We start from the raw sequence: 22,767 nt of genomic DNA, 5'->3' as shown, positions 1-22,767 counted from the left end.
GCCGGAGGGCGATGCTATCGTGACTTATCAGCCCAGGGTAGGGATCGGACGTGGCTTACCGTCTTTATCAACGGCAACATAGATAAACAGGGCTTCGGTAGCTTTATAGCGCTGGCCGATAGGTTCTGAAGCAACTTTCTTCACCCAGACTTCAATATTAATGCTGATCGAGGTCGTCCCGCGCTTCACGCAGCGCGCATAGCAACAAACCACATCGCCTACGGCAACCGGGCGTAAAAAGCTCATTCCTTCAACGCGCACCGTTACCACACGACCATGTGCGATCTCTTTGGCCTGAATAGCGCCACCTATATCCATTTGTGACATCAGCCAGCCGCCAAAAATATCACCGTTCGCATTGGTATCGGCAGGCATAGCCAGAGTGCGTAAAACCAGTTCACCCTGGGGAGTATTATTCGTTGTTGTCATTGTTGAACCGACTATAGAGAAAGATTACAGGCGCGATGCTACTAGAATTTGCGCGTTGAGAACAGAGGGATGCGGCGTGGGAAGTGGAAGTAAGCCGGGTTAGCGGTAATGAGGAACGTGAGGGGATAAAAATTCGCCAGATCGGCTGATCTGGCGGACATGTATTACGATTTATCTTCCTGCGGCAGATGGCGGTAAATATAGACACCGCTCAGCAGCGTAAAGAATAAGGTCAGGGCTGTCAGGCCGAATACTTTAAAGTTGACCCAAATATTCTGCGGCAGCCAAAAAGCGATATAGATATTCGCCAGGCCACAGAGAATGAAAAAGACGGCCCAGGCTAAATTAAGCTTCGACCAGACCTGCTGCGGCAGGGTCAGCTCTTTGCCTAACATGCGCTGAATCAGTGGCTTTTTCATCACCCACTGGCTAACCAGCAGCGCACCGGCAAACAGTCCGTAAATCACCGTAACTTTCCACTTAATGAATTCATCGTTGTGGAAGAAGATAGTCAGGCCACCGAACACGGCAACCAAAACAAAGGTGATTAACGCCATCTTCTCGACCTTGCGGTAGCGAACCCAGCTGTAAATCAAAACCACAGCCGTCGCGACAATCAGTGCCGAGGTCGCCGCGTAGATGTCGTAAAGCTTATAAAAGGCAAAAAAGACAACCAGCGGTAAAAAATCAAGAAACTGCTTCATTCTTCATTCCGTCATCAAAAGCACCAGGCCTGCGCCTGGTATGCGTTCAGGGTTTATTGGCGAATCAGCATGTACAGGCGGAACAAATAGATCAGCAACACGGCGGAGATCATATTGCTCAGCGTATTCGCCAATACCGCGCCTACGTTCGGCGTAAGTACCGCAAAACTTGGCGCAAAAAGCAACAGCAGCGTTTTAGCCAGCAGCCAACCGATCACTGCCGGCGCGACCAGTCGCATATTAGACCATGCCAGACGCATACTGTTGCGCATTGCGGCAAAGACACCCATTTTATCCTGTACCAACATCACCGGTGCGAGAGCTAACAGGATAGCCAGCAGAATACCGGGTACGACCACCAGCATAATACCGATTTGCACCAGCAGAGTAGTCAGAAAAATCAGAATAAACAGCTTGGGCAATACTGGCGCACTGGCGCCGATGGCGCGTAACGCGCTGACCCGATGACCTGCTGAAATCAGCTGAATCATCAGGATGATACCTCCCGCGAGGATGGCATTACCAATCAGGCCTGAAAATGTCGACGCCGCGGAAGCGCGTAGCAGAATTTGCTGTTGCTCCGGGGTCATATTTTGTACCAGATCGAACAGACCCACGCTACTGGTTAACTGATCCCCTTCACTGAGCTGCGCAATTTGTGCGTCACTGGGAGAAAAGGCATGCCCTAACACCACTGTGATAAACGCGCACAACAACGATACCAGCAAGATGGTAATGAATTGATTACGGAAAAAGTTTCCCGTGTCACGGTAAACGGATTTCGCCGTGATAGACATGCACTCTCCTTGAGTTTTGCAGGTGTTCATTTGCGGGCAATTGTACCCTGGATAACTCTACAGTGGCAGCATCACGGGATGTATGGAAAGGCATATCTTTGTAAAGCTCCGGTAATTTTTGGCTATCACTTCAGCGTTATGCAGGAACGCTGATTGTTCTCTGCGCATCATGGGCAAATAAGCAACGTTTGCCATCAGCAGGTATCGGATACTTGCATGGCGAAAATATATCAAAATTGATCTGAATTAATTTAACCAGGATTTTGAATGCAAGTTCTAACTTAATCTGGATCAATAAATGTTAAATTATCAAAGTCAATGTGATCCAGGTAAGATCACTTATTACTCCAATGTGGGTATATTTGTTCCGCTTTTATAACCATAACGATGGAGCGGACATGAAAAAATTAACAGTTGCAGCAGTGGCTTTAACAACTCTTCTCTCTGGTAACGCATTTGCGCATGAGGCTGGAGAATTCTTCATTCGTGCGGGTTCTGCCACCGTCAGACCGACGGAAGGCGCGGGGGGGACGCTGGGAAGCTTAGGTGGCTTTGATGTCAGTAATAACACCCAGTTGGGTCTGACATTCACCTACATGGCAACCGACAATATCGGTGTTGAATTACTGGCAGCCACACCGTTCCGTCACAAAATTGGGACTGCCGCGACGGGCGATATTGCCACTGTTCACCACTTGCCACCGACGTTAATGGCGCAGTGGTACTTCGGTGACTCCAGCAGCAAACTGCGTCCTTATGTTGGTGTTGGTGTGAACTACACCACCTTCTTCGACGAAGGCTTTAACAACAACGGTAAGGAAGCCGGATTATCGGACCTGAGCCTGAAAGATTCCTGGGGTGCGGCAGGGCAAGTCGGTATGGACTATCTGATTAACCGCGACTGGCTGATTAACATGTCGGTCTGGTACATGGATATCGATACGACAGCGAAGTACAAATCTAATGGCGCAGTTCTTCCTCAAGCCCGTTATAGCGACAGCGTACGTCTCGATCCGTGGGTGTTTATGTTCTCTGCGGGTTATCGTTTTTAAATTTTTTTGCAAAACCTTTCGGCAAAACTGGTCATTTGATGACCAGTTTTGCCAACTCTTCAGCATTAACGAACATCATTCCAATGGTATTTTTTACCCGTTGTGTCCATGATGAAAATCTCCTTTTGGTAGTTTATTAACCAGGATTTCATAGACTTTTTCGCGTTGCCCTGACGATGGATGCCAAGCCACAATTCTGCAAGAGAGTTAAGATCATCGGCAGACCACGGCGTATTATAATCTCCAGTGAACTTTGTTTTCTCATCGACTAAATGGCTGTACCAAATATACATCGGGATTTGTAATGCCTCTTTCGGCGGTCTAACACCACCATGAGAATAAACCACCGAGCGAGCAGGATCACGGATCAGCGCATGATCGGAAAAATACATTACTGATGAGCGAGTGTTTTCCAGTGCATTGAATATATTACCCATCAGTTCATCAGTATAGCGAATTGAGTTATCATAACAATCGTCAGCTTTACTCTGGCCAAATAAGACAGTATGACTTTCTGGAAAACGTTGACAGGAAGGTTCATGACTGCCATATAAATGCAGGACAATAAGTTTCTTACCTGGCTTCTGCAATGCCTTATGTAATAACGGCAACAACGCCTCATCATAGCCATATTCTATCCATTCATGCTGATGTGCATTCATGGCAATCCCGGTAATTATATTGTTATGCGCCCCTCCATTTCCCTGGCGACTGTACCAGTATGTATCATAGCCAGCCTGGTTGGTGATATTAATAATATTATCGCTGTAATTACGCGGATGACGGGCTTGCACTGAGTCAGCAGTAAGTGCCAGGGGGACGGCCATGATTGTTACCGGTGCAGGCGCAATCGCGTTATTAAACAGTAAAAGTTGCTGCTTTTGTTTGATAAGTTCAGGGGTGGTATCCCTTGTGTATCCATATATCCCCATATTTAACGCACGCGCAGATTCCCCGACGATCAGTATATAGTTTTCGATCCCTGTATCAGTTACTGTTATCTTATAATTGGGAATGTTTGTACCGATATCAGAAATTATGGCGTTATCTTGCATAGCCTGCATGAACTCTTTTCCGGTACTTACTGGAGTAGAGCGGATGACTCGTTGCACCAGACTTTCAACATTACTTTTCCTTATCTGGTGGAGATAAGCTTGCGAAAACAAAAAGAAAATTATCAAGCCCAAAATAACTATTGGGTAGTGACGAAATCGATAGGGTACAGGTCTCGCGCCAGTGTTTATAGAGTAAATAAAAAACATTACAAGTATAAAGAACGTAACACAGTCGCGCCAATATAATCTCAGCATCGCTATTGCTTCACTGGGAGTTGTGTTCAAAACACTTAACGCAAATCCATAACTGAATTCTGAGTTGTAATTATTCCAGGCATGCAATTGAAGAGTGATATCAGCTGCGACGGGTATTAAAATTAAAACAGCCAGAATATTTCTGAAAAAGACATACTGTAGGCATCGTAATGAAAGCATGATCATGAAAAACACAAGCGTCCGATTAATTACAGTGTTATATTTTGCAGTTAATATATTAACACTGGCAATAATTAACACAGAAATAATTAGCGGAATAATTTTAAGTGGGCGTAAACCACTTCTGACCATTTGAAGGTTAAATTGGATAGACATGATTTTTAATTTATGGACCCAGATATCCTGACAAACAAAATATGTTTTAAACATAAGAATTTTCTTCTTATGTGCTTTTATTGTTTACTTATGCAATTATTGAGGGTGAATAAGTTACATGTAGCAACCTCACAGACCTGTCTCAGGTGTGATCGCCGTTATGTCGTTTTATTCAATGCTATTTAGTCGTTATCCTGTGGTTTGATCCCTTTGGCTTTCTGAATATTTTTAAAAGGTGAATTTGAGTTAAGTGCAAATAATCCTGGAGCATCCTGCATTTATAAACAATTAATTCACACGTTAATAACATGACCTAAGTGAAATTATTATGACCTTGCAAAAATAACGCTATTGCTCTGACACTATAATGATTTTAGTCTTGATGAGCCAATGTAATATTCACATTTAATATGATATCTATGTAAATCATTACTAAAACTTTATGATATTGATGCATTCAGCGTTTCGCTGCTCATCTCTTAAACATTGCAAACAACGGCAACATCTCAGATCGAATGTGGGATGGGCAGAGCTATTCGCTACCTATGAATATGTTCTGTAAAAATACGAGGATACCGTGCCCGGTTTCAGCCATAACTGTGAAGGCTGTGATTAAGATTTGCCCCCTGAATCGTCAGTGGCGTATTTCTCTTCTTCGATGTAATGCTACTCTTTAAGCAAACTGGCTTTGAGGGTATTGACGATGCTAACCCGCCATCAACTACAACAAAAAATCACGCTTCTGGAACCGTTCACCGGCGATGATACGGCCGAGTTTGCCGTAAGCGTGGCTCGTGAGCTGCTGAATTACATGGATAAAATGGAGATTCTGGAGAAACTTATGGCCACTCCGGTTAAACTGCCTTATTGCAGCGCCAGCCCGGTTTGTGAGATTGAAGCGGGGTACGCCGCCGGTGTAAACGACTGCCGTGAGGCTGTCCGTCGGGCAGGGTATCCCATTGAAGGCGATGCTTAGTTTGCATTTATGTTAACAAATATGTGCTTTTGTTGTATAAATCGGTAACTTCAGCGCGCGCAACGGCGGGCTTTTGACTCATCAGCGAAGGGGCGGTAAATATTCTCAATCAACGTACAGCGCAGTTATGCAACAACATAAACGGGTAACCGGTTTGGCAATATGTTAACTAGCAGGGTGGACTCGTGAAGATTGTGCAGGATAAGCTCAGAAACAGGCAGGCATTGCTGGTATCAGGGCTCATTACGTTGATATTTACTTCGTTATTTCTGTTTATTATCTATGAGCAGCGGATAGCGGCAGCCAGTGAAGGTGTTAATCGCCTGCAAGCGCGCATGATGGACATTTTTAACGATAACGAACTGATCGCCGACGCGATTGGCGAGCGCTATCACCATATCAAAACGGGCGAGCAATGTGGCGAAATTTCACAATTTGTTCCCCGCAATGATGATGAATGGGGCATTAACGCCGACCCAAAGCGGCTGCATTCGGCGACGGGGACAATTATTGCCCAGCGAACCAGTCATAATGCGTTGTGTATGTATACGGCGGCGGAGTTTATTCGCGGGATGGTCAATGAGCTAAACCCGGGGAGCTTCGATGCGCATCGTTACATTATCGCCAAAAACTCAGATTATTTTTACTGGTTTATGGCTTCCGATTCGCGCAATTTCAGCTTCTCCAATTCTGAAATGGCGCGGGATATCACCAACTTTTTCTATCCACCTGTCGATTTCTATACCCGACTGTTGCAAAAAAACGTCAAAAACAAAGCCCTTAGTTCAACGAACTTCTATACCGATAAAATTACCGGTGAAAAAGCTTACAGCGTGGTGAGCTATATCTACGATCTGTCGGGTAAAGAGATATCAGACCAAATCGTGGCCTATCTGGTCTATGACCATTCAAAGCCGGAATTGCAGGAAGCGTTGGCTCAAGCCTTTGACTACCACCTTCCACCTGAGCTGAATGTGGAGTTGGTGAATTTGACCAACAATGAGAGCCTTTGTTTATCCGGCAGATGTACAGGCCAGTCCCGCTATATGGTGCGCAATTTTTCGGAGAAATATGCGCTGCACTATTCGCTGTCATTAGGCCGTTTTATGGTGCGTGATTCGCATGCCGGAATTGTGATCCTGCTGGCGCCGTTCTTCTTCGTCATCATCAGTTTCTCACTAAAATCCTGGCTGAATGAAAGCGACCTCAAGGTTTATATCGACACGCTGACCGGTTGTTTTAACCGCCGAATTCTCGACATCATCAAGCGTCGTGATTTATCGCACTGCTCGGTGGTGTTACTGGATTGCAATAAGTTCAAGGCTGTCAATGATACCTGGGGCCATGCGGCAGGTGACCGGGCGCTGCAAATTATCGCTAACCGAATGCTGTCTAACACCCGAACCAGCCACGATATTGTGATTCGTACCGGCGGGGATGAGTTTATGATCCTGCTGTTTCGCTCGCAGGCAAGTGACGCTAAGGCAATTGCGCAACGCATTAGCGGGCAGGTGACCAGCCATGTGTTTGTGGTGGACGGTCATACCGTGCCATTGTCAGTGTCGTGGGGGATTGCGGAAGTGAACGGCGAGCTGGATGTGGCAATTCAGAATGCGGATAACGCCATGTACAAAATGAAGAACACCAAAGAAGGGTAAAACCGCCAGAAGTCTCTGGCGGTTGATTTAGCTTAGTAAGGCGTGGCCGCTTTCATTGCGCTGACAAAGGCTTTCAGCTCAGCCAGCATCTGCTCAGGTGCGGCAACATTCTTCTCAATGATTTTCACAATCGCTGAGCCGGAAATTGCCCCGGCAGCACCGGCTTCAATCGCGCCGGTGACCTGGTCAGGCGCTGAGATACCAAATCCCTGTAATGACGGAGGAGCACCGTATTCTTTCAGTTTTTCCACCAGATGATGGAGCGGTAACGCCGCACGATTTTCAGCACCGGTCACGCCAGCACGTGAAAGCAGATAGGTATAGCCGCGACCGTAAGAGGCAATCTGGCGGAGCAGTTCTTCATCAGCGTTAGGGGGGCAGATGAAAATAGGTGCAATGTTGTGGCGGAGTGCCGCAGTTCTGAATGGTCCAGACTCCTCAACAGGCACATCTGCCACCAAAACAGAATCCACACCGACTTTCTCACACTGAGCGTAGAATTCGTCAATACCCTTGCTGAATACCAGGTTGGCATACATCAGCAGACCAATTGGAATGGTAGGGTGTTTCTGACGAATCAATGCCAGCATCTCAAAGCATTGTGACGGTGTCACGCCCGCGGCGAATGCCCGCAGTGTGGCTTCCTGTATGGTCGGACCGTCCGCCAGCGGATCGGAGAATGGAATGCCTAGCTCAAGCGCATCAGCACCGGCTTCAATCAGCGTATCAATGATTTTCAGTGACTGCTCAACCGACGGATCGCCCAGGGTTACGAAGGGGACAAAAGCACCTTCTTTGCGGTCCTTCAACTGTGCAAAAAGATTTTCGTAACGTTCCATCAGATTTCCCCTCGCGCTTTCAGAATATCGTGTACGGTGAAAATGTCTTTGTCGCCGCGACCGGAGAGATTTACCACCAGTAACTGCTCTTTTTCCGGATTTTCACGCATCATTTTCAGGGCGTGTGCCAGGGCATGGGAGGACTCCAGCGCCGGGATAATCCCCTCATGTAAACACAGCGTTTTGAAGGCTTCCAGCGCTTCATCGTCGGTGATTGAAACATAATCGGCGCGACCGATGCTGTTCAGGTATGCATGCTGCGGCCCGACAGACGGGAAATCCAGACCTGCGGAAATAGAGTAAGACTCTTCAATCTGTCCTTCTTCGGTCTGCATCATCGGGGATTTCATGCCAAAGTAAATCCCGACACGACCGTGTTTTAACGGTGCGCCGTGTTCACCGGATTCGATCCCGTGACCGCCTGGCTCTACGCCAATCAGACCGACGCTGGTTTCATTAATAAAATCGGCAAACATACCAATGGCGTTAGAACCACCGCCCACGCAGGCGATAACAGCGTCCGGCAAACGACCTTCTTTTTCCAGGATCTGCGCTTTTGTTTCTTCGCCGATCATGCGCTGGAATTCACGTACAATGGTCGGGAAGGGATGCGGTCCTGCCGCCGTCCCGAGCATATAGTGCGCGGTATCGTAGCTGCCAGACCAGTCGCGCAGGGCTTCGTTACAGGCATCCTTCAGCGTTGCAGAACCGCTATGAACAGGAATGACTTCTGCCCCCATCAGACGCATACGGAAAACGTTAGGCGACTGACGCTCAACGTCTTTCGCGCCCATATAAATACGGCACTTCAGACCCAGCAGCGCACTGGCTATCGCCGATGCGACGCCGTGCTGACCTGCGCCGGTTTCGGCGATGATTTCCGTTTTCCCCATACGCTTCGCCAGTAACGCCTGACCCAACACCTGGTTAGTTTTGTGCGCGCCGCCGTGCAGTAAATCTTCACGCTTAAGATACAGCGTGGTGTTGGTCCCGTGAGTAATGTTCTGGCATTTTGTCAGCGCGGTTGGACGACCAGCATAGTTTTTCAGCAGATCGGTAAACTGCGCCTGAAACTCAGGATCTTTTTGCGCGCTGACGAAAGCTTCTTCCAGTTGACGCAGAGCAGGCATCAGAATTTGTGGCACATACATACCGCCAAATTCACCAAAGTACGGATTGAGTAATGTTGTCATGTCCTTTTCCTTAATATGCGCGCAGCGTCTGAAAGACCGAAGCCAGAAGTCGTGCATCTTTGATGCCCGGCTGTGACTCTACGCCAGAATTAAAATCGAGCCCGGCACAGCCGGTTTTTGCCGCGTTGACACAGTTATCAGCGCCAAGTCCGCCAGCCAGTAAAACGTTTTCCAGCGATTGCCCGCCTAAAAGCGACCAGTCGAAGCGTTGACCGCTACCACCCTGGCCGTTGTCGAACACGTATTTATCGACATGCTGATAATCCCGGTCTGGCAACGTTTCGCCAACACTCAGCGCTTTCCAGATTTGCACCTGTTTGGGCAGCGCATCGCGCAGCGCGTCAACATAGGTCTGATCTTCGCTCCCATGCAGTTGCACCGCAGTCAGTCCCAGGGCCAACGCTTTATCGCGCACCTCGGTAATCTCGGTGTTGCGGAACACGCCGACATACTGTAATGGCGCGCCGCTCATCACTTCCCGCGCCTGCTCAACGCTAACTACGCGCGGAGATGAGGGCACAAAAATCAACCCGCCATATATTGCGCCCGCTTCATATGCCGCGTTTGCATCCTGAGCCCGGGTCAAACCGCAGACTTTGTTCTCGCCAAGCAGAACCCGACGCACAGCGGCGTGCAGGTCATCATGCGACATCAGCGCAGAGCCAATCAGAAAACCGTTGGCGAAGTGGCTGAGTTCGCGTACCTGGCCGTAGGTATTAATACCGGACTCGCTGATGACGATTACGCCATGGCCCAGACGTGGCGCCAGTTGGCGGGTGCGATTCAGATCAATCGACAGGTCACGTAAATCGCGGTTGTTAATACCGACGACTTTTGCGCCAAGCGCAATCGCGCGTTCCAGCTCTTCTTCGTTGCTGACCTCGGTCAGAACACCCATTTTCAGGCTATGGGCCACGGCGGCGAGTTGTCGATATTGCTCATCCTCCAGTACTGACAGCATCAGCAGGCAGGCGTCCGCCTGGTAGAAACGCGCCAGGTATATCTGGTAAGGATCGATAATAAAGTCCTTACACAGGATGGGTTGCGACGCGATACGGCTGACGATGGGCAGGAAATCAAAGCTGCCCTGGAAATATTTTTCATCGGTCAGTACGGAAATCGCTGAAGCATAATGTTTATACACGTCCGCAATCTGTGCCGGGTCGAAGTCATCACGGATCACACCTTTCGATGGCGAGGCTTTTTTGCACTCCAGAATAAAGGCGGTACGTGCGCCTTGCAGCGCATCGTAGAAATCACGAGCGCTGGGTTGTACGTCATTCTGAAAGCTGGCCAGCGGTTGTTGTTGTTTACGGGCTTCTACCCAAATCGCCTTGTCAGCGACAATTTTCGCTAAAACGGTTTGCATCATTTACCCTCTTGCTGCCAGCGCAGTAACACGGTCGTAGGCCGCGCCGCTACGCAGCACATTAATCACGGTTTGCGCATTAGTTTTTAAATCTTCTTCACCGTGCAGGCGCATTAACATGGCGACATTCGCGGCAACGGCTGCTTCATGAGCGGCTTCACCTTTACCTTGTAACAAGCGACTAAGAATGTCACGGTTTTCTTCCGGCGTACCGCCCGCCAGCTGTTCCTGATGGTACGGCGTCAGGCCAAAGTCTTCCGCCGTCAGTTGATAACTCTTGATTTCGCCATCATGCAGCTCTGCCACAATAGTCGGCGCATGCAGCGAAACTTCATCCATGCCGCCGCTGTGTACGACCGCGGCACGCTGATACCCCAATACGCGCAGCGTTTCGGCAATCGGCAGCACCAGTTCCGGGCTGTAAACGCCGATCAGCGCCAGCGGCGGATGCGCCGGGTTAATCAACGGACCGAGCACGTTAAACAGCGTGCGGGTTTTTAACTGTTGGCGTACCGGCATGGCGTGGCGAAAACCGGTGTGGTATTTCGGTGCAAACAGGAAGCACACGCCGAGATCGTCAAGCGCCTGACGGGATTTATCGGCGTTCATGTCCAGATTAATGCCAAATGCCGCCAACAGATCTGAAGAGCCCGATTTACTGGAGACGCTGCGGTTGCCGTGTTTGGCCACTTTCAGTCCACAGGCCGCCGCAACAAAGGCGCTGGCCGTGGAGATATTGATACTGTTGCTACCGTCACCGCCGGTACCGACAATATCGGCAAACAGATAATCAGGACGCGGGAACGGGGCAGCGTTTTCCAGCAGCGCGGTTGCCGCGCCGGCAATTTCATGCGGGTGTTCGCCACGAATTTTCATGCTCACCAGGGCCGCAGCGAGCTGTTCCGGCTTCAGTTCACCGCGTACTACGGCCGAGAACAGTTGGTGGCTTTCCTGTTGGGACAGCGTCTGAGCCTGATACAGTTTCTCCAGAATAGGTTGCAGCGTATTGGTCTGTTCGAGTTTCTGTTGCGCCCATGCCAGCGTTTGCTCCAGCAGAAGCGCGCCCTGGGTGGTGAGGATCGATTCCGGATGGAACTGGAAGCCACACACGCGGTCGGTATCGTGACGGACCGCCATCACCATGCCGTTAAAGTGGGCGTTGATGGTCAAACCGGCTGGAACGTTGCTGCCAACAAGCGAGTGGTAACGCGCTACCGGCAATGGATTTGCCAGACCGCTGAACATTGCCTGACCGTCATGTTCAATACTGGATGCTTTACCGTGCAGGATCTCTCCGGCCTGACCGACATAGCCGCCGTAGGCTTCAACAATCGCCTGATGCCCCAGACAAATACCAATAATCGGCAGCTTACCGCGCAGGCGGGTTAACAGCTCCGGCATGCAGCCCGCTTCGTTTGGCGCACCGGGTCCCGGAGAGAGCATCAGCACCGGGTTTTTCATGGTTGCTAAGCGGTCAATTAACGTCTGGGCCGGAATATGGTTGCGGTAAATCACCACGTTGTGACCATTAGTACGTAGCTGATCCGCCAGGTTATAGGTAAATGAGTCGATGTTATCGAGCAGCAGAATGTCAGCCATTAGAAGGTCTCCTGTGCGTGGTGCGCGGTGGCGATAGCACGTAAAACCGCACGCGCTTTATTACGGGTTTCATCGGCTTCAGACTGCGGTACAGAATCCAGAACAATCCCGGCACCGGCTTGTACGGTGGCAATACCGTCTTCCACGAGTGCGGAACGAATCACAATACAGGTATCCAGATCGCCATGGGCGGTAAAGTAGCCTACCGCGCCGCCATAGCTGCCACGGCGACGACCTTCTGCCTCGGCGATAAGCTGCATGGCGCGAACTTTCGGCGCGCCGCTTAGCGTGCCCATATTCATACAGGCGCGGTACGCATGCAGCACATCCAGATCGCTACGCAGTTCGCCGACCACGCGGGAAACCAGGTGCATCACGAAGGAGTAGCGATCCACTTTGGTCAGGTCAGCAACGTAGCGGCTGCCCGGCGTGCAGATGCGCGCCAGGTCGTTACGCGCAAGGTCAACCAGCATCAGGTGCTCGGAAAGCTCTTTATGATCGGTACGCATCTCCAGCTCGATACGGCTGTCGAGATCGCGGTCCAGCGAGCCATCCGCACGGCGACCACGCGGACGCGTCCCGGCAATCGGGTAGATTTCAATCTGCCGGCTGGTGGCATCATATTTCAGCGAGCTTTCCGGGGAGGCGCCGAACAGCGTGAAATCGTTGTCCTGCATGAAAAACATATACGGGCTGGGATTACTTTTCTTCAGCACATAGTAGGCCGCCAGCGGTGACGGGCAGGGCAGTGAGAATCGGCGGGACGGAACCACCTGGAAAATCTCGCCTGCGCGAATAGCTTTTTGCATCCCGCGCACCACAGCGCCAAATTCTTCATCGCTCTGGTTACATTCGCAGCGCATCTGCGGAATTTCTGTCACGGGCAGTGGCGGAGCGGGCTCGGTAAGCTGCTGGCTCAGTTGCGCCAGACGAGCGTTCAGACGCTGTTTTTCGCCATCGCTGGGGGTAAATACGCTGGCCTGAATGCGGGTACTTTTCTTTTGGTGGTCGATGACCATCAGCGTTTCAGCCAGATAGAAGCAGTAGTCCGGGCAACGGTTACCTGCTTCAAGCTGAGGTAAATCTTCAAAACCGGCGACCAGGTCATAGGAAAACAGACCGCCGAAGAACATCGCTTCACGTTCTTGCGCAGGGACGTTGACCAGTTCCTGCAATAAACGGAAAGCATCAAATACGGAAAGGGAACATAAGCGGGCGTCTTCATCCAGCAACGGGCTTACATTGGGAAATTTCAAATGGCGTATGTTCGGCTGTTGTTCGTTTTCAACGCCAGCAGGCAGCGCTGCATCCAGCAGGGGCAGCAGCGATGCGCCGTTCGCGGAGAGCGCCTTAATAGTGACAGTGTCACCCAGGGCGGTGATGCGTAACGCGCTGTCGACCAGCAACAGGCTCTTCAGATCATCTTTGCTGTTGATATCTGCAGATTCAAGCAGCAGTGTCGCTGGACGAGCGCCACATACCTGATGAAACAGCGCCGTCGGATTCTCACGGTAGGCGGCATCGCAGGTAAGCAGTTCGAGTGTCGGTTTTGGTGTTTGCATCGTTGTTCTCATTAATTTTGTTCAAAAAAAAGCCCGCTCAGTTGGCGGGCCGGGTATCTGGTTGCATATTGCAGACGTAAGACACTGCCCGAAATCAGGAAGTGCGCCACCAACCGTGCAGAACAAATGTTGCTTTCATCTCAGATACCTTCTTCATGTGAACTTGCGTACTAGTTAACTAGTTCGGTAGGGTAAAGTCAACACCTGATTTCAGTAAATTTGTCGAAACCGCTATGATGGGCGTGTTACGACATTTATTGAAATGGGAGCCGCCTTGAGCGACACGAATTACGCAGTGATTTATGACCTGCACAGTCATACTACAGCCTCCGATGGGCGATTAACCCCTGAAGCCTTAGTACACCGTGCGGTAGAGATGCGAGTCGGCACACTGGCGATCACCGATCATGACACCACGGGCGGTATTGCGGCGGCAAGAGAAGAAATTTCACGTTCGGGTTTAGCGTTAAATCTGATCTCGGGCGTCGAGATTTCAACGGTGTGGGAAAATCATGAGATCCATATTGTGGGTCTGAATATAGATATTTCTCATCCATTGATGTGCGAGTTTTTGGCGCAACAAACGGAGCGCCGTCAGCAGCGCGCGCGCTTGATTGCTGAACGACTCGACAAAGCGCATATCCCCGGCGCATGGGAAGGCGCGTTGCGTCTGGCAGATGGCGGGGCGGTCACGCGGGGACATTTTGCGCGTTTTCTGGTGGAATGCGGAAAAGCCACGACTATTGCAGATGTTTTTAAAAAATACCTTGCCCGTGGGAAAACCGGTTACGTTCCGCCGCAGTGGTGTACAATAGAACAAGCTATTGATGTCATTCATCATTCTGGCGGTAAGGCAGTTCTGGCTCATCCGGGGCGGTACGATCTTAGCGCTAAGTGGCTGAAAAGACTGGTTGCATACTTCGCTGAACACCGCGGTGACGCGATGGAAGTGGCGCAGTGCCAACAGTCTCCCAATGAACGCACCCATCTGGCGACGCTTGCGCGCCAGCATCAATTGTGGGCATCGCAAGGATCTGATTTTCATCAGCCCTGCCCGTGGATTGAACTGGGTCGTAAACTCTGGTTGCCCGCAGGCGTAGAAGGCGTCTGGCAACTTTGGGAACAGCCTGAGATTACAGAGAGGAAAGTATGAGCCAGTTTTTTTATATTCATCCCGAAAACCCGCAGCAGCGGCTGATCAATCAGGCCGTTGAAATCGTGCGTAAGGGCGGGGTGATTGTCTATCCAACCGATTCCGGCTATGCGTTGGGCTGCAAAATTGAAGATAAAGGCGCAATGGAGCGCATTTGTCGCATTCGCCACCTGCCGGACGGACACAACTTTACGCTGATGTGCCGTGACCTGTCCGAACTGTCGACCTATTCGTTTGTCGATAACGTGGCTTTTCGTTTGATTAAAAATAACACGCCGGGCAACTACACCTTTATCCTGAAAGGGACGAAAGAAGTGCCGCGCCGATTGTTGCAGGAAAAACGTAAGACCATCGGCCTGCGTGTGCCGTCGAATCCGATTGCGCTGGCGCTGCTGGAAGCGCTGGGCGAACCGATGCTTTCCACGTCGCTGATGCTGCCGGGCAGTGAATTTACCGAATCTGACCCGGAAGAGATTAAGGATCGTCTGGAGAAGCAGGTGGAGTTGATTATCCACGGCGGCTATCTCGGCCAGCAGCCGACCACGGTCATCGATTTAACTGACGATTCTCCGGTGGTCTTGCGTGAAGGCGTCGGCGACGTTAAACCTTTCTTATAAGGGCGCGAACCGCTATACTACGCGGCCTTAAAATGGCGCTGACTGGCGCCGTTGATTCTCCTGTTCGACGCCTGTGAAGGCGACATCTAAAGGAAGCTCTATGAGCGAAAAGTTACAAAAAGTGCTGGCGCGCGCCGGCCACGGTTCTCGCCGTGAAATTGAAACCATTATTGCCGCGGGCCGTGTGAGCGTTGATGGTAAAATTGCCACGCTTGGCGATCGCGTTGAAGTGACGCCGGGTCTGAAAATCCGTATCGACGGTCATCTGATTTCGGTTAAAGAGTCTGCGGAACAAATCTGTCGCGTTCTGGCCTATTACAAACCAGAAGGTGAACTGTGTACCCGTAACGATCCGGAAGGTCGTCCGACCGTGTTTGATCGTCTGCCAAAACTGCGCGATGCGCGCTGGATTGCCGTTGGGCGTCTGGATGTGAATACCTGCGGTTTACTGTTGTTCACTACCGACGGTGAACTGGCAAACCGTCTGATGCATCCAAGCCGTGAAGTTGAGCGTGAATATGCGGTGCGTGTGTTTGGTCAGGTTGATGACGCGAAACTGCGCGATCTGAGTCGTGGCGTACAGCTGGAAGATGGTCCGGCGGCGTTTAAAACAATCAAGTTCAGCGGTGGTGAAGGGATCAACCAGTGGTACAACGTCACGCTGACCGAAGGACGTAACCGCGAAGTACGTCGCCTGTGGGAAGCTGTAGGCGTGCAGGTAAGCCGTCTTATCCGTGTCCGTTACGGCGATATCCCGCTGCCGAAAGGCCTGCCGCGTGGCGGCTGGACGGAGCTTGATCTTGCGCAGACCAACTATTTGCGTGAACTGGTGGAGCTGAAGCCGGAAACGACCTCTAAAGTTGCCGTCGAGAAAGATCGTCGTCGGATGAAAGCGAACCAGATCCGTCGTGCGGTGAAGCGCCACTCACAGGTCGGCAGCAGCCGTCGTCCGGGCGGTCGCAGCAACAACGGTTAATCATGACCAGGCCTGATAAGCAAAGCGCCATCAGGCGTTAGCGTGGAGCCGGATGCGGCGCAAGCGCCTTATCCGGCCTGCTGTCAGTAATCAATTCCCATCTGAGCTTTCACGCCCGCTTCAAACGCGTGCTTAACCGGGCGTAGCTCGCTGACCGTATCTGCTAACTCAAGAATATCGCGATGACATCCCCGACCGGTGATGATCACCGTTTGATGGGCTGGGCGCGCATTTAAGGCATTGATAACCTCTTCAAGCGGCAGATAGTCGTACGCCACCATATAGGTCAGTTCGTCCAGGATAACCATATCCAGTTGAGCGTCAGCCAGCATTCGCTTTCCATGTTCCCATACGGCCATACAGGCTGCGGTATCCGACTCGCGGTTTTGCGTGTCCCAGGTAAATCCTGTCGCCATAACCTGAAACTCTACGCCATGGGGTTCGAGTAAGTTTCGTTCACCGTTTGGCCAGGTACCTTTAATAAATTGCACCACGCCGACTTTTTTACCATGGCCCACCGCGCGCGTGGCGGTCCCGAACGCTGCGGTGGTTTTACCCTTACCGTTTCCGGTGAACACGATAATGATCCCGCGCTCATCCTTTGCAGCGGCAACGCGGGCATCAACCCGCTCTTTAACGCGCTGCTGGCGTTGCTGGTAGCGTTCTTCACTCATTGAGCTATTCCTGGTTTACGGCCCGGTTGGGCATCGAAAGTCATACCGGTTTTACGGCGGCTGTCATCGCCCATCAGCCACAGATAGAGCGGCATAATATCGGCGGGAGTTTTCAATTTTTGCGGATCTTCAGTTGGAAATGCGCTGGCTCGCATGCTGGTACGCGTACCGCCTGGATTGATACAGTTTACGCGCAGGTGACGGTTCTGATATTCATCTGCCAGAACCTGCATCATGCCTTCGGTAGCGAATTTGGAAGTGGCATACGCTCCCCAATTGGCGCGTCCCTGGCGACCAACGCTGGAAGAGGTAAAGACCAGCGATCCGGCATCGGATTTCAGCAATAGCGGCAGCAATGCCTGGGTCAGCATAAAGGTGGCATTCACATTTACCTGCATGACATCTTGCCAGACCTGCGGATTTTGTTCGCTCATCGGACAAATATCACCCAGTAATCCGACATTATGGAGAACACCATCCAGACGTGGAAAATGTGCGGCAATGCGCTGTGCAAGCTGGTGGCATTCTTCAGACGTACAAGTGAGCAGATCCAACGTGAACCAGTGTGGCTGCGTACCGTTTTCATCGGCAATAGTGCGGGCAACCTGGCGCAGTTTTTCTTCGTTACGCCCAAGCAGAATCACGGTCGCGCCGTATCGCGCATAGGTCTGTGCGGCTTCACGTCCGATACCATCACTGGCACCGGTAATCAGAATAATGCGGTCCTGTAAAAGGTCTTGTTTAGGTTGGTAATGCACGGCTACTCCTCGGCAACGCTCTGGCCTTCTCGTTCGCGATAACGTTTCGGCTTTATGCCTTAAACCCTGTTCTTTTTCAATCAGCCAAAGGCAATAACACCGCAAAATGAACGCTTTGTCATGCTTTTTGCTGATTCTGCGCCAGGATGGATGAAGCAAGACGGGTTAAGCAGCCTGTTGTACACTGAGCGGAAATAGCGTTGTTTAACCAAGGTGGGTCTCGTGGAATTGTTGTCTGAATATGGGCTGTTTTTGGCAAAAATTGTCACTGTCGTGGTGGCTATTGCGGTAGTTGTGATGCTGATTGTGAACGCGACACAACGCAAGCGTCAGCGCGGGGAGCTGCGGGTTATTAACCTCAGCGAGCAATATAAAGAGATGAAGGATGATCTGTCGCTGGCGCTACTGGACGGGCATCAGCAAAAATTCTGGCATAAGGCGCAGAAAAAGAAACAGAAACTGGAAGCAAAGGCAGCCAAGGCAAAAGCGAAGCTGGGAGACAGTACATCATCTGATAAACCACGTGTATGGGTGCTGGATTTTAAAGGCAGCATGGACGCCCATGAGGTCAGCGCGTTACGTGAGGAAGTGACGGCGGTGTTGGCGGTCGTTAAACCGCAGGATCAAGTGGTGGTTCGCCTGGAAAGCCCGGGCGGTGTGGTCCATGGTTATGGTCTGGCTGCGTCGCAGTTACAGCGTTTGCGCGATAAGCAGATTCCGTTGACCGTAACGGTGGATAAAGTCGCCGCGAGCGGTGGATATATGATGGCCTGCGTAGCCGATAAAATTGTCTCAGCGCCGTTTGCTATTGTCGGCTCTATTGGCGTCGTGGCGCAGATCCCGAACTTTAACCGCTTTCTGAAGGGGAAGGATATTGATATCGAACTGCACACCGCCGGGCAGTATAAGCGTACGCTGACGCTGCTGGGTGAAAACACGGAAGAAGGGCGGCAAAAATTCCGCGAAGATCTGAATGAAACCCATCACCTGTTTAAAGATTTTGTGCAGCGCATGCGTCCGACTCTGGACATTGAACAGGTGGCCACCGGCGAACACTGGTTTGGGCAACAGGCGCTGGCAAACGGGCTGGTGGATGAAATCAATACCAGCGACGAAGTGATTCTCGGGCTAATGGAAGGTCGCGAAGTGTTAAGCGTTCGCTATATGCAGCGCAAAAAACTGATGGATCGCTTTACCGGGAGTGCGGCCGAGAGCGCCGATCGTTTGCTGCTGCGCTGGTGGCAGCGAGGACAGAAACCGCTGATGTAAAATTGTCATTGCCGGATGGTGATGCTAAAGCATCTTATCCGGCCTTGAGGATCGTAACATCCCGGGCCGGATAAGGCGGAGCCGCCATCCGGCAAATCATTTCTTGTATTAATCGATCAAGTGATACTTTTCAGAAAGTACGTGCGCCAGGTGCTTAAACATATTAAACACCGCCGTACTCTTGGGCGTCGGAAGCCCTTGTTCGTCTAAAAAGTAATCTCCGCTGAAAACCAGCACGCCATTTCGCTGCGTAACGCCGGTGGCGACAATCCCCGCCAGCGTGTCCTCATGCTCACGAATGATTTTGTTGGCTTCAATCAGCAGCGTTTCGCGATCGATAGGTTGCGTGTCTTTATGCATTATTTACTCCTTAAACAAGGACATTAGTCTACGCCGAGCCCGGCTTATGGGCAAATATTCCCTGACATAAATGAAGGTCTTACGTCGGGGTTGCAACTGGCGGGATTTGTTTTTGCATGCTAATAAAGTTGCGTAACGCATTTTATCAGGTACAGTGTGACGCTTTCGTCAATCTGGCAACAGATTTGCTTGACATTCGACCAATACTTCGTCGTGCTATAGCGTTTGTGAGCAAAAAAGCCTGTTAACTCAGTTACATGAGAGTTACATTACAAGCGCGAAAAAGTTTAAGGGGTTGATATCCGCCGACGCAGAGACCATATCAATGTCTCGTCGCCAGTGGAAGGTGAATCAACGTGCGACGCATTCTGGAAGAATCAAATTAGGTAAAGGTGAATATGGGTAAAGCTCTTGTCATCGTTGAGTCCCCGGCAAAAGCCAAAACGATCAACAAGTATCTGGGTAATGACTACGTGGTGAAATCCAGCGTTGGTCATATCCGTGATTTGCCGACCAGTGGCTCAGCAACTAAAAAGAGCGCCGACTCAACCTCCACCAAAACGGCTAAAAAGCCCAAAAAGGATGAACGTGGCGCTCTCGTCAACCGCATGGGTGTTGACCCGTGGCACAACTGGGATGCGCGCTATGAAGTGCTGCCTGGTAAAGAGAAAGTTGTTTCTGAACTGAAGCAACTGGCTGAAAAAGCCGACCACATCTATCTCGCAACCGACCTTGACCGCGAAGGGGAAGCCATTGCATGGCACCTGCGGGAAGTGATCGGCGGCGATGACGCACGCTACAGCCGTGTGGTGTTTAACGAAATTACTAAAAACGCTATTCGTCAGGCGTTTGAAAAACCGGGCGAACTGAACATCGACCGGGTTAACGCGCAACAGGCGCGCCGCTTTATGGACCGCGTGGTGGGCTATATGGTGTCGCCGCTGCTGTGGAAAAAAATTGCGCGTGGTCTGTCAGCAGGCCGCGTACAGTCGGTTGCCGTGCGTCTGGTGGTTGAGCGCGAACGCGAAATCAAAGCATTTGTTCCAGAAGAGTTCTGGGAAATTGGTGCTGACACGACCACGCCTGGAGGCGATGCGTTGCCGCTTGAGGTGACGCACCAGAATGATAAACCGTTCCGCCCGGTCAATCGGGAACAAACGCTTGCCGCTGTCAGCCTGTTGGAAAAAGCGCGCTATAGCGTCCTGGAACGTGAAGATAAACCGACCAGCAGCAAGCCGGGCGCGCCGTTTATTACCTCCACGCTACAGCAGGCTGCGAGCACGCGACTGGGCTTTGGCGTGAAGAAAACCATGATGATGGCGCAGCGCTTGTATGAAGCGGGCTACATCACCTATATGCGTACTGACTCAACCAACCTGAGCCAGGATGCGGTGAACATGGTTCGCGAGTACATCAGCGATAATTTTGGCAAAAAATATCTGCCGGAGAGCGCGAACCAGTACGCCAGCAAAGAGAACTCTCAGGAAGCGCACGAAGCTATCCGTCCTTCCGATGTCGCCGTACAGGCGGAATCGCTGAAAGACATGGAAGCTGATGCGCAAAAACTGTACCAGCTGATCTGGCGTCAGTTTGTTGCCTGTCAGATGACGCCGGCGAAATACGACTCCACCACCTTAACCGTGGGCGCGGGTGATTTCCGCCTGAAAGCGCGTGGTCGTATTCTGCGTTTCGATGGCTGGACCAAAGTGATGCCTGCATTGCGTAAGGGCGATGAAGATCGCATCTTACCGGCCGTGGATAAAGGCGATACGTTGACGCTTGTCGAACTGACGCCAGCGCAACACTTTACCAAACCGCCTGCACGTTTCAGTGAAGCCTCGCTGGTTAAAGAGCTTGAAAAGCGGGGTATTGGTCGTCCATCAACGTATGCGTCGATTATTTCCACGATTCAGGATCGCGGCTATGTTCGTGTTGAGAACCGTCGCTTCTATGCTGAAAAAATGGGTGAAATCGTCACCGATCGTCTGGAAGAAAACTTCCGCGAATTGATGAACTACGATTTTACCGCGCAGATGGAAGACAGCCTCGATCAGGTGGCGAATCACGAAGCCGAATGGAAAGGCGTACTCGACAACTTCTTCACCGATTTTACTCAGCAACTGGATAAAGCCGAAAAAGATCCTGAAGAGGGCGGTATGCGTCCGAACCAGATGGTGCTGACCAGTATTGATTGCCCGACCTGCGGACGCAAGATGGGTATTCGTACCGCCAGCACCGGCGTTTTCCTCGGCTGTTCCGGCTATGCGCTGTCGCCGAAAGAGCGTTGCAAAACCACCATTAACCTGGTGCCGGAAAACGAAGTGCTGAACGTGCTGGAAGGCGACGACGCGGAAACGAACGCTCTGCGCGCCAAACGTCGCTGCCAGAAGTGCGGTACGGCGATGGACAGCTACCTTATCGATCCTAAGCGTAAGCTGCATGTATGTGGTAATAACCCGACCTGTGACGGCTACGAGATCGAAGAGGGTGAATTCCGCATCAAGGGTTATGACGGTCCTATCGTTGAGTGCGAAAAATGTGGTTCTGAAATGCACCTGAAAATGGGGCGTTTCGGTAAGTACATGGCGTGTACCAACGACGAGTGCAAAAACACTCGTAAGATCCTGCGTAACGGTGAAGTCGCTCCGCCGAAAGAAGATCCGGTTCCGCTGCCGGAACTGCCGTGTGAAAAATCTGACGCGTATTTTGTGTTACGTGATGGCGCGGCAGGTATCTTCCTGGCGGCAAATACGTTCCCGAAATCACGTGAGACCCGCGCGCCGTTAGTGGAAGAGCTGTACCGCTTCCGCGATCGTCTGCCGGAAAAACTGCGTTATCTGGCAGACGCGCCGCAGACTGACCCGGATGGCAACAAGTCCATGGTTCGTTTCAGCCGTAAAACCAAGCAGCAATACGTTGCCGCTGAGAAAGACGGTAAGGCGACCGGTTGGTCAGCGTTCTTTGTTGACGGTAAATGGGTAGAAGGGAAGAAATAACGGCATTCCGCCTGAATTCTTCCTTAAAGGGTCGCGTAAGCGGCCCTTTTTGTTTCAGACGTATTATTTTTTGTCATGCCTATACAGCTTACATAGAAATGATATAGTGGTTATAGTTAACACGTTTTTTATTATTAAAT

General features: G+C 51.0%; 21 protein-coding genes, 1 pseudogene and 1 other annotated feature. Of the genes and pseudogenes, 8 read left to right on the top strand and 14 right to left on the bottom strand.

The genetic code is table 11. The features are described 5' to 3' along the window. Positions 1 to 27: 27 nt before the first annotated feature. The 4 genes and pseudogenes from yciA to FOB24_RS24455 all read right to left on the bottom strand — a co-directional run. Positions 28 to 429, bottom strand: coding sequence for an acyl-CoA thioester hydrolase YciA (yciA, locus tag FOB24_RS14465; protein WP_038640996.1), 402 nt, complete (start codon positions 427 to 429; stop codon positions 28 to 30). A gap of 164 nt (positions 430 to 593) precedes the next feature. Then, complete coding sequence (locus tag FOB24_RS14460) at positions 594 to 1,133, bottom strand: septation protein A (protein WP_069324644.1); 540 nt, start codon at positions 1,131 to 1,133, stop codon at positions 594 to 596. A 53-nt stretch (positions 1,134 to 1,186) separates the two neighbouring features. Then, entirely contained in the window at positions 1,187 to 1,930 is a 744-nt protein-coding gene (locus tag FOB24_RS14455; protein WP_038640992.1) for a YciC family protein, read from the bottom strand. 28 nt (positions 1,931 to 1,958) lie between these two features. After that, positions 1,959 to 2,045 (bottom strand): annotated as a pseudogene (locus FOB24_RS24455) (YkgJ family cysteine cluster protein); the annotation flags it as partial. A 283-nt stretch (positions 2,046 to 2,328) separates the two neighbouring features. Here FOB24_RS24455 and ompW point away from each other — a divergent pair. Continuing rightward, positions 2,329 to 2,982, top strand: a complete 654-nt coding sequence (ompW, locus tag FOB24_RS14450) for an outer membrane protein OmpW (RefSeq protein ID WP_087856121.1) — start codon at positions 2,329 to 2,331, stop codon at positions 2,980 to 2,982. A gap of 65 nt (positions 2,983 to 3,047) precedes the next feature. On the opposite strand, the gene FOB24_RS14445 is transcribed toward ompW, so the two are convergent. Continuing rightward, the gene (locus tag FOB24_RS14445; protein ID WP_317889572.1) at positions 3,048 to 4,682 is read right to left on the bottom strand and encodes a phosphoethanolamine transferase; all 1,635 of its coding nucleotides are present in this window, start codon (positions 4,680 to 4,682) and stop codon (positions 3,048 to 3,050) included. A 649-nt stretch (positions 4,683 to 5,331) separates the two neighbouring features. On the opposite strand from FOB24_RS14445, the gene FOB24_RS14440 reads away from it, so the two are divergent. Next, positions 5,332 to 5,604 carry a hypothetical protein gene (locus tag FOB24_RS14440; RefSeq protein WP_137351419.1) on the top strand — a complete coding sequence of 91 codons (273 nt, stop codon included), beginning with the start codon at positions 5,332 to 5,334 and terminating at the stop codon, positions 5,602 to 5,604. 185 nt (positions 5,605 to 5,789) lie between these two features. Beyond that, positions 5,790 to 7,262, top strand: coding sequence for a GGDEF domain-containing protein (locus FOB24_RS14435; RefSeq protein WP_137351420.1), 1,473 nt, complete (start codon positions 5,790 to 5,792; stop codon positions 7,260 to 7,262). A gap of 32 nt (positions 7,263 to 7,294) precedes the next feature. Here the strand turns inward: FOB24_RS14435 and trpA are convergent, their stop codons facing one another. From trpA to trpL, 6 genes are all read right to left on the bottom strand, one after another. Then, positions 7,295 to 8,101 carry a tryptophan synthase subunit alpha gene (trpA, locus tag FOB24_RS14430; RefSeq protein WP_085048095.1) on the bottom strand — a complete coding sequence of 269 codons (807 nt, stop codon included), beginning with the start codon at positions 8,099 to 8,101 and terminating at the stop codon, positions 7,295 to 7,297. Further along, on the bottom strand, positions 8,101 to 9,294 hold the full coding sequence (trpB, locus tag FOB24_RS14425) for a tryptophan synthase subunit beta (protein ID WP_085048096.1): 1,194 nt from the start codon (positions 9,292 to 9,294) through the stop codon (positions 8,101 to 8,103). Before trpB ends, trpA begins: the two co-directional genes overlap by 1 nt. A 10-nt stretch (positions 9,295 to 9,304) precedes the next feature. Beyond that, on the bottom strand, positions 9,305 to 10,663 hold the full coding sequence (gene trpCF / locus FOB24_RS14420; protein ID WP_085048264.1) for a bifunctional indole-3-glycerol-phosphate synthase TrpC/phosphoribosylanthranilate isomerase TrpF: 1,359 nt from the start codon (positions 10,661 to 10,663) through the stop codon (positions 9,305 to 9,307). Positions 10,664 to 10,666: 3 nt separating this feature from the next. Beyond that, a complete protein-coding gene (gene trpD / locus FOB24_RS14415) occupies positions 10,667 to 12,262 on the bottom strand; it encodes a bifunctional anthranilate synthase glutamate amidotransferase component TrpG/anthranilate phosphoribosyltransferase TrpD (RefSeq protein ID WP_150345089.1) in 1,596 nt (531 codons plus the stop codon). Continuing rightward, the gene (locus FOB24_RS14410; protein ID WP_085048097.1) at positions 12,262 to 13,824 is read right to left on the bottom strand and encodes an anthranilate synthase component 1; all 1,563 of its coding nucleotides are present in this window, start codon (positions 13,822 to 13,824) and stop codon (positions 12,262 to 12,264) included. The genes trpD and FOB24_RS14410 overlap by 1 nt, the downstream gene beginning before the upstream one ends. 23 nt (positions 13,825 to 13,847) lie before the next feature. Continuing rightward, positions 13,848 to 13,942 (bottom strand) — a sequence feature (Trp leader region). Next, complete coding sequence (gene trpL / locus FOB24_RS14405; RefSeq protein WP_012905981.1) at positions 13,919 to 13,963, bottom strand: trp operon leader peptide; 45 nt, start codon at positions 13,961 to 13,963, stop codon at positions 13,919 to 13,921. It overlaps the preceding feature by 24 nt. A 135-nt stretch (positions 13,964 to 14,098) precedes the next feature. Between trpL and rnm the strand changes: the two genes are divergently transcribed. The 3 genes from rnm (at position 14,099) to rluB (ending at position 16,570) form a co-directional block, all read left to right on the top strand. Then, on the top strand, positions 14,099 to 14,977 hold the full coding sequence (gene rnm, locus FOB24_RS14400; RefSeq protein ID WP_069324976.1) for an RNase RNM: 879 nt from the start codon (positions 14,099 to 14,101) through the stop codon (positions 14,975 to 14,977). Then, positions 14,974 to 15,594: an L-threonylcarbamoyladenylate synthase gene (locus FOB24_RS14395; protein WP_042308069.1), complete on the top strand. Its 621-nt coding sequence runs from the start codon at positions 14,974 to 14,976 to the stop codon at positions 15,592 to 15,594. The genes rnm and FOB24_RS14395 overlap by 4 nt, the downstream gene beginning before the upstream one ends. Positions 15,595 to 15,694: 100 nt before the next feature. Continuing rightward, positions 15,695 to 16,570 (top strand): 23S rRNA pseudouridine(2605) synthase RluB, encoded by an 876-nt coding sequence (gene rluB, locus FOB24_RS14390; protein WP_038640972.1) that lies wholly within the window; start codon positions 15,695 to 15,697, stop codon positions 16,568 to 16,570. A gap of 83 nt (positions 16,571 to 16,653) precedes the next feature. Here the strand turns inward: rluB and cobO are convergent, their stop codons facing one another. Both cobO and FOB24_RS14380 read right to left on the bottom strand, forming a co-directional pair. Further along, positions 16,654 to 17,244: a cob(I)yrinic acid a,c-diamide adenosyltransferase gene (cobO, locus tag FOB24_RS14385; RefSeq protein ID WP_069324977.1), complete on the bottom strand. Its 591-nt coding sequence runs from the start codon at positions 17,242 to 17,244 to the stop codon at positions 16,654 to 16,656. After that, positions 17,241 to 18,002 carry a YciK family oxidoreductase gene (locus tag FOB24_RS14380; protein ID WP_150345088.1) on the bottom strand — a complete coding sequence of 254 codons (762 nt, stop codon included), beginning with the start codon at positions 18,000 to 18,002 and terminating at the stop codon, positions 17,241 to 17,243. Before FOB24_RS14380 ends, cobO begins: the two co-directional genes overlap by 4 nt. A 222-nt stretch (positions 18,003 to 18,224) precedes the next feature. Here FOB24_RS14380 and sohB point away from each other — a divergent pair, with 222 nt between their 5' ends. Next, complete coding sequence (gene sohB, locus FOB24_RS14375) at positions 18,225 to 19,271, top strand: protease SohB (RefSeq protein WP_069324978.1); 1,047 nt, start codon at positions 18,225 to 18,227, stop codon at positions 19,269 to 19,271. 108 nt (positions 19,272 to 19,379) lie between these two features. Here the strand turns inward: sohB and FOB24_RS14370 are convergent, their stop codons facing one another. Next, complete coding sequence (locus FOB24_RS14370) at positions 19,380 to 19,631, bottom strand: YciN family protein (protein WP_003020616.1); 252 nt, start codon at positions 19,629 to 19,631, stop codon at positions 19,380 to 19,382. 398 nt (positions 19,632 to 20,029) lie between these two features. Between FOB24_RS14370 and topA the strand changes: the two genes are divergently transcribed. Next, positions 20,030 to 22,627, top strand: coding sequence for a type I DNA topoisomerase (gene topA / locus FOB24_RS14365; RefSeq protein ID WP_038640964.1), 2,598 nt, complete (start codon positions 20,030 to 20,032; stop codon positions 22,625 to 22,627). Positions 22,628 to 22,767: the final 140 nt, after the last annotated feature.

The sequence above is a fragment of the Citrobacter werkmanii genome, from assembly GCF_008693645.1.
GTDB classification, from domain to species: domain Bacteria; phylum Pseudomonadota; class Gammaproteobacteria; order Enterobacterales; family Enterobacteriaceae; genus Citrobacter; species Citrobacter werkmanii.
The sequence above is the reverse complement of the archived record's forward strand: the minus strand, read 5'-3'. Positions and strand labels throughout refer to the sequence as shown.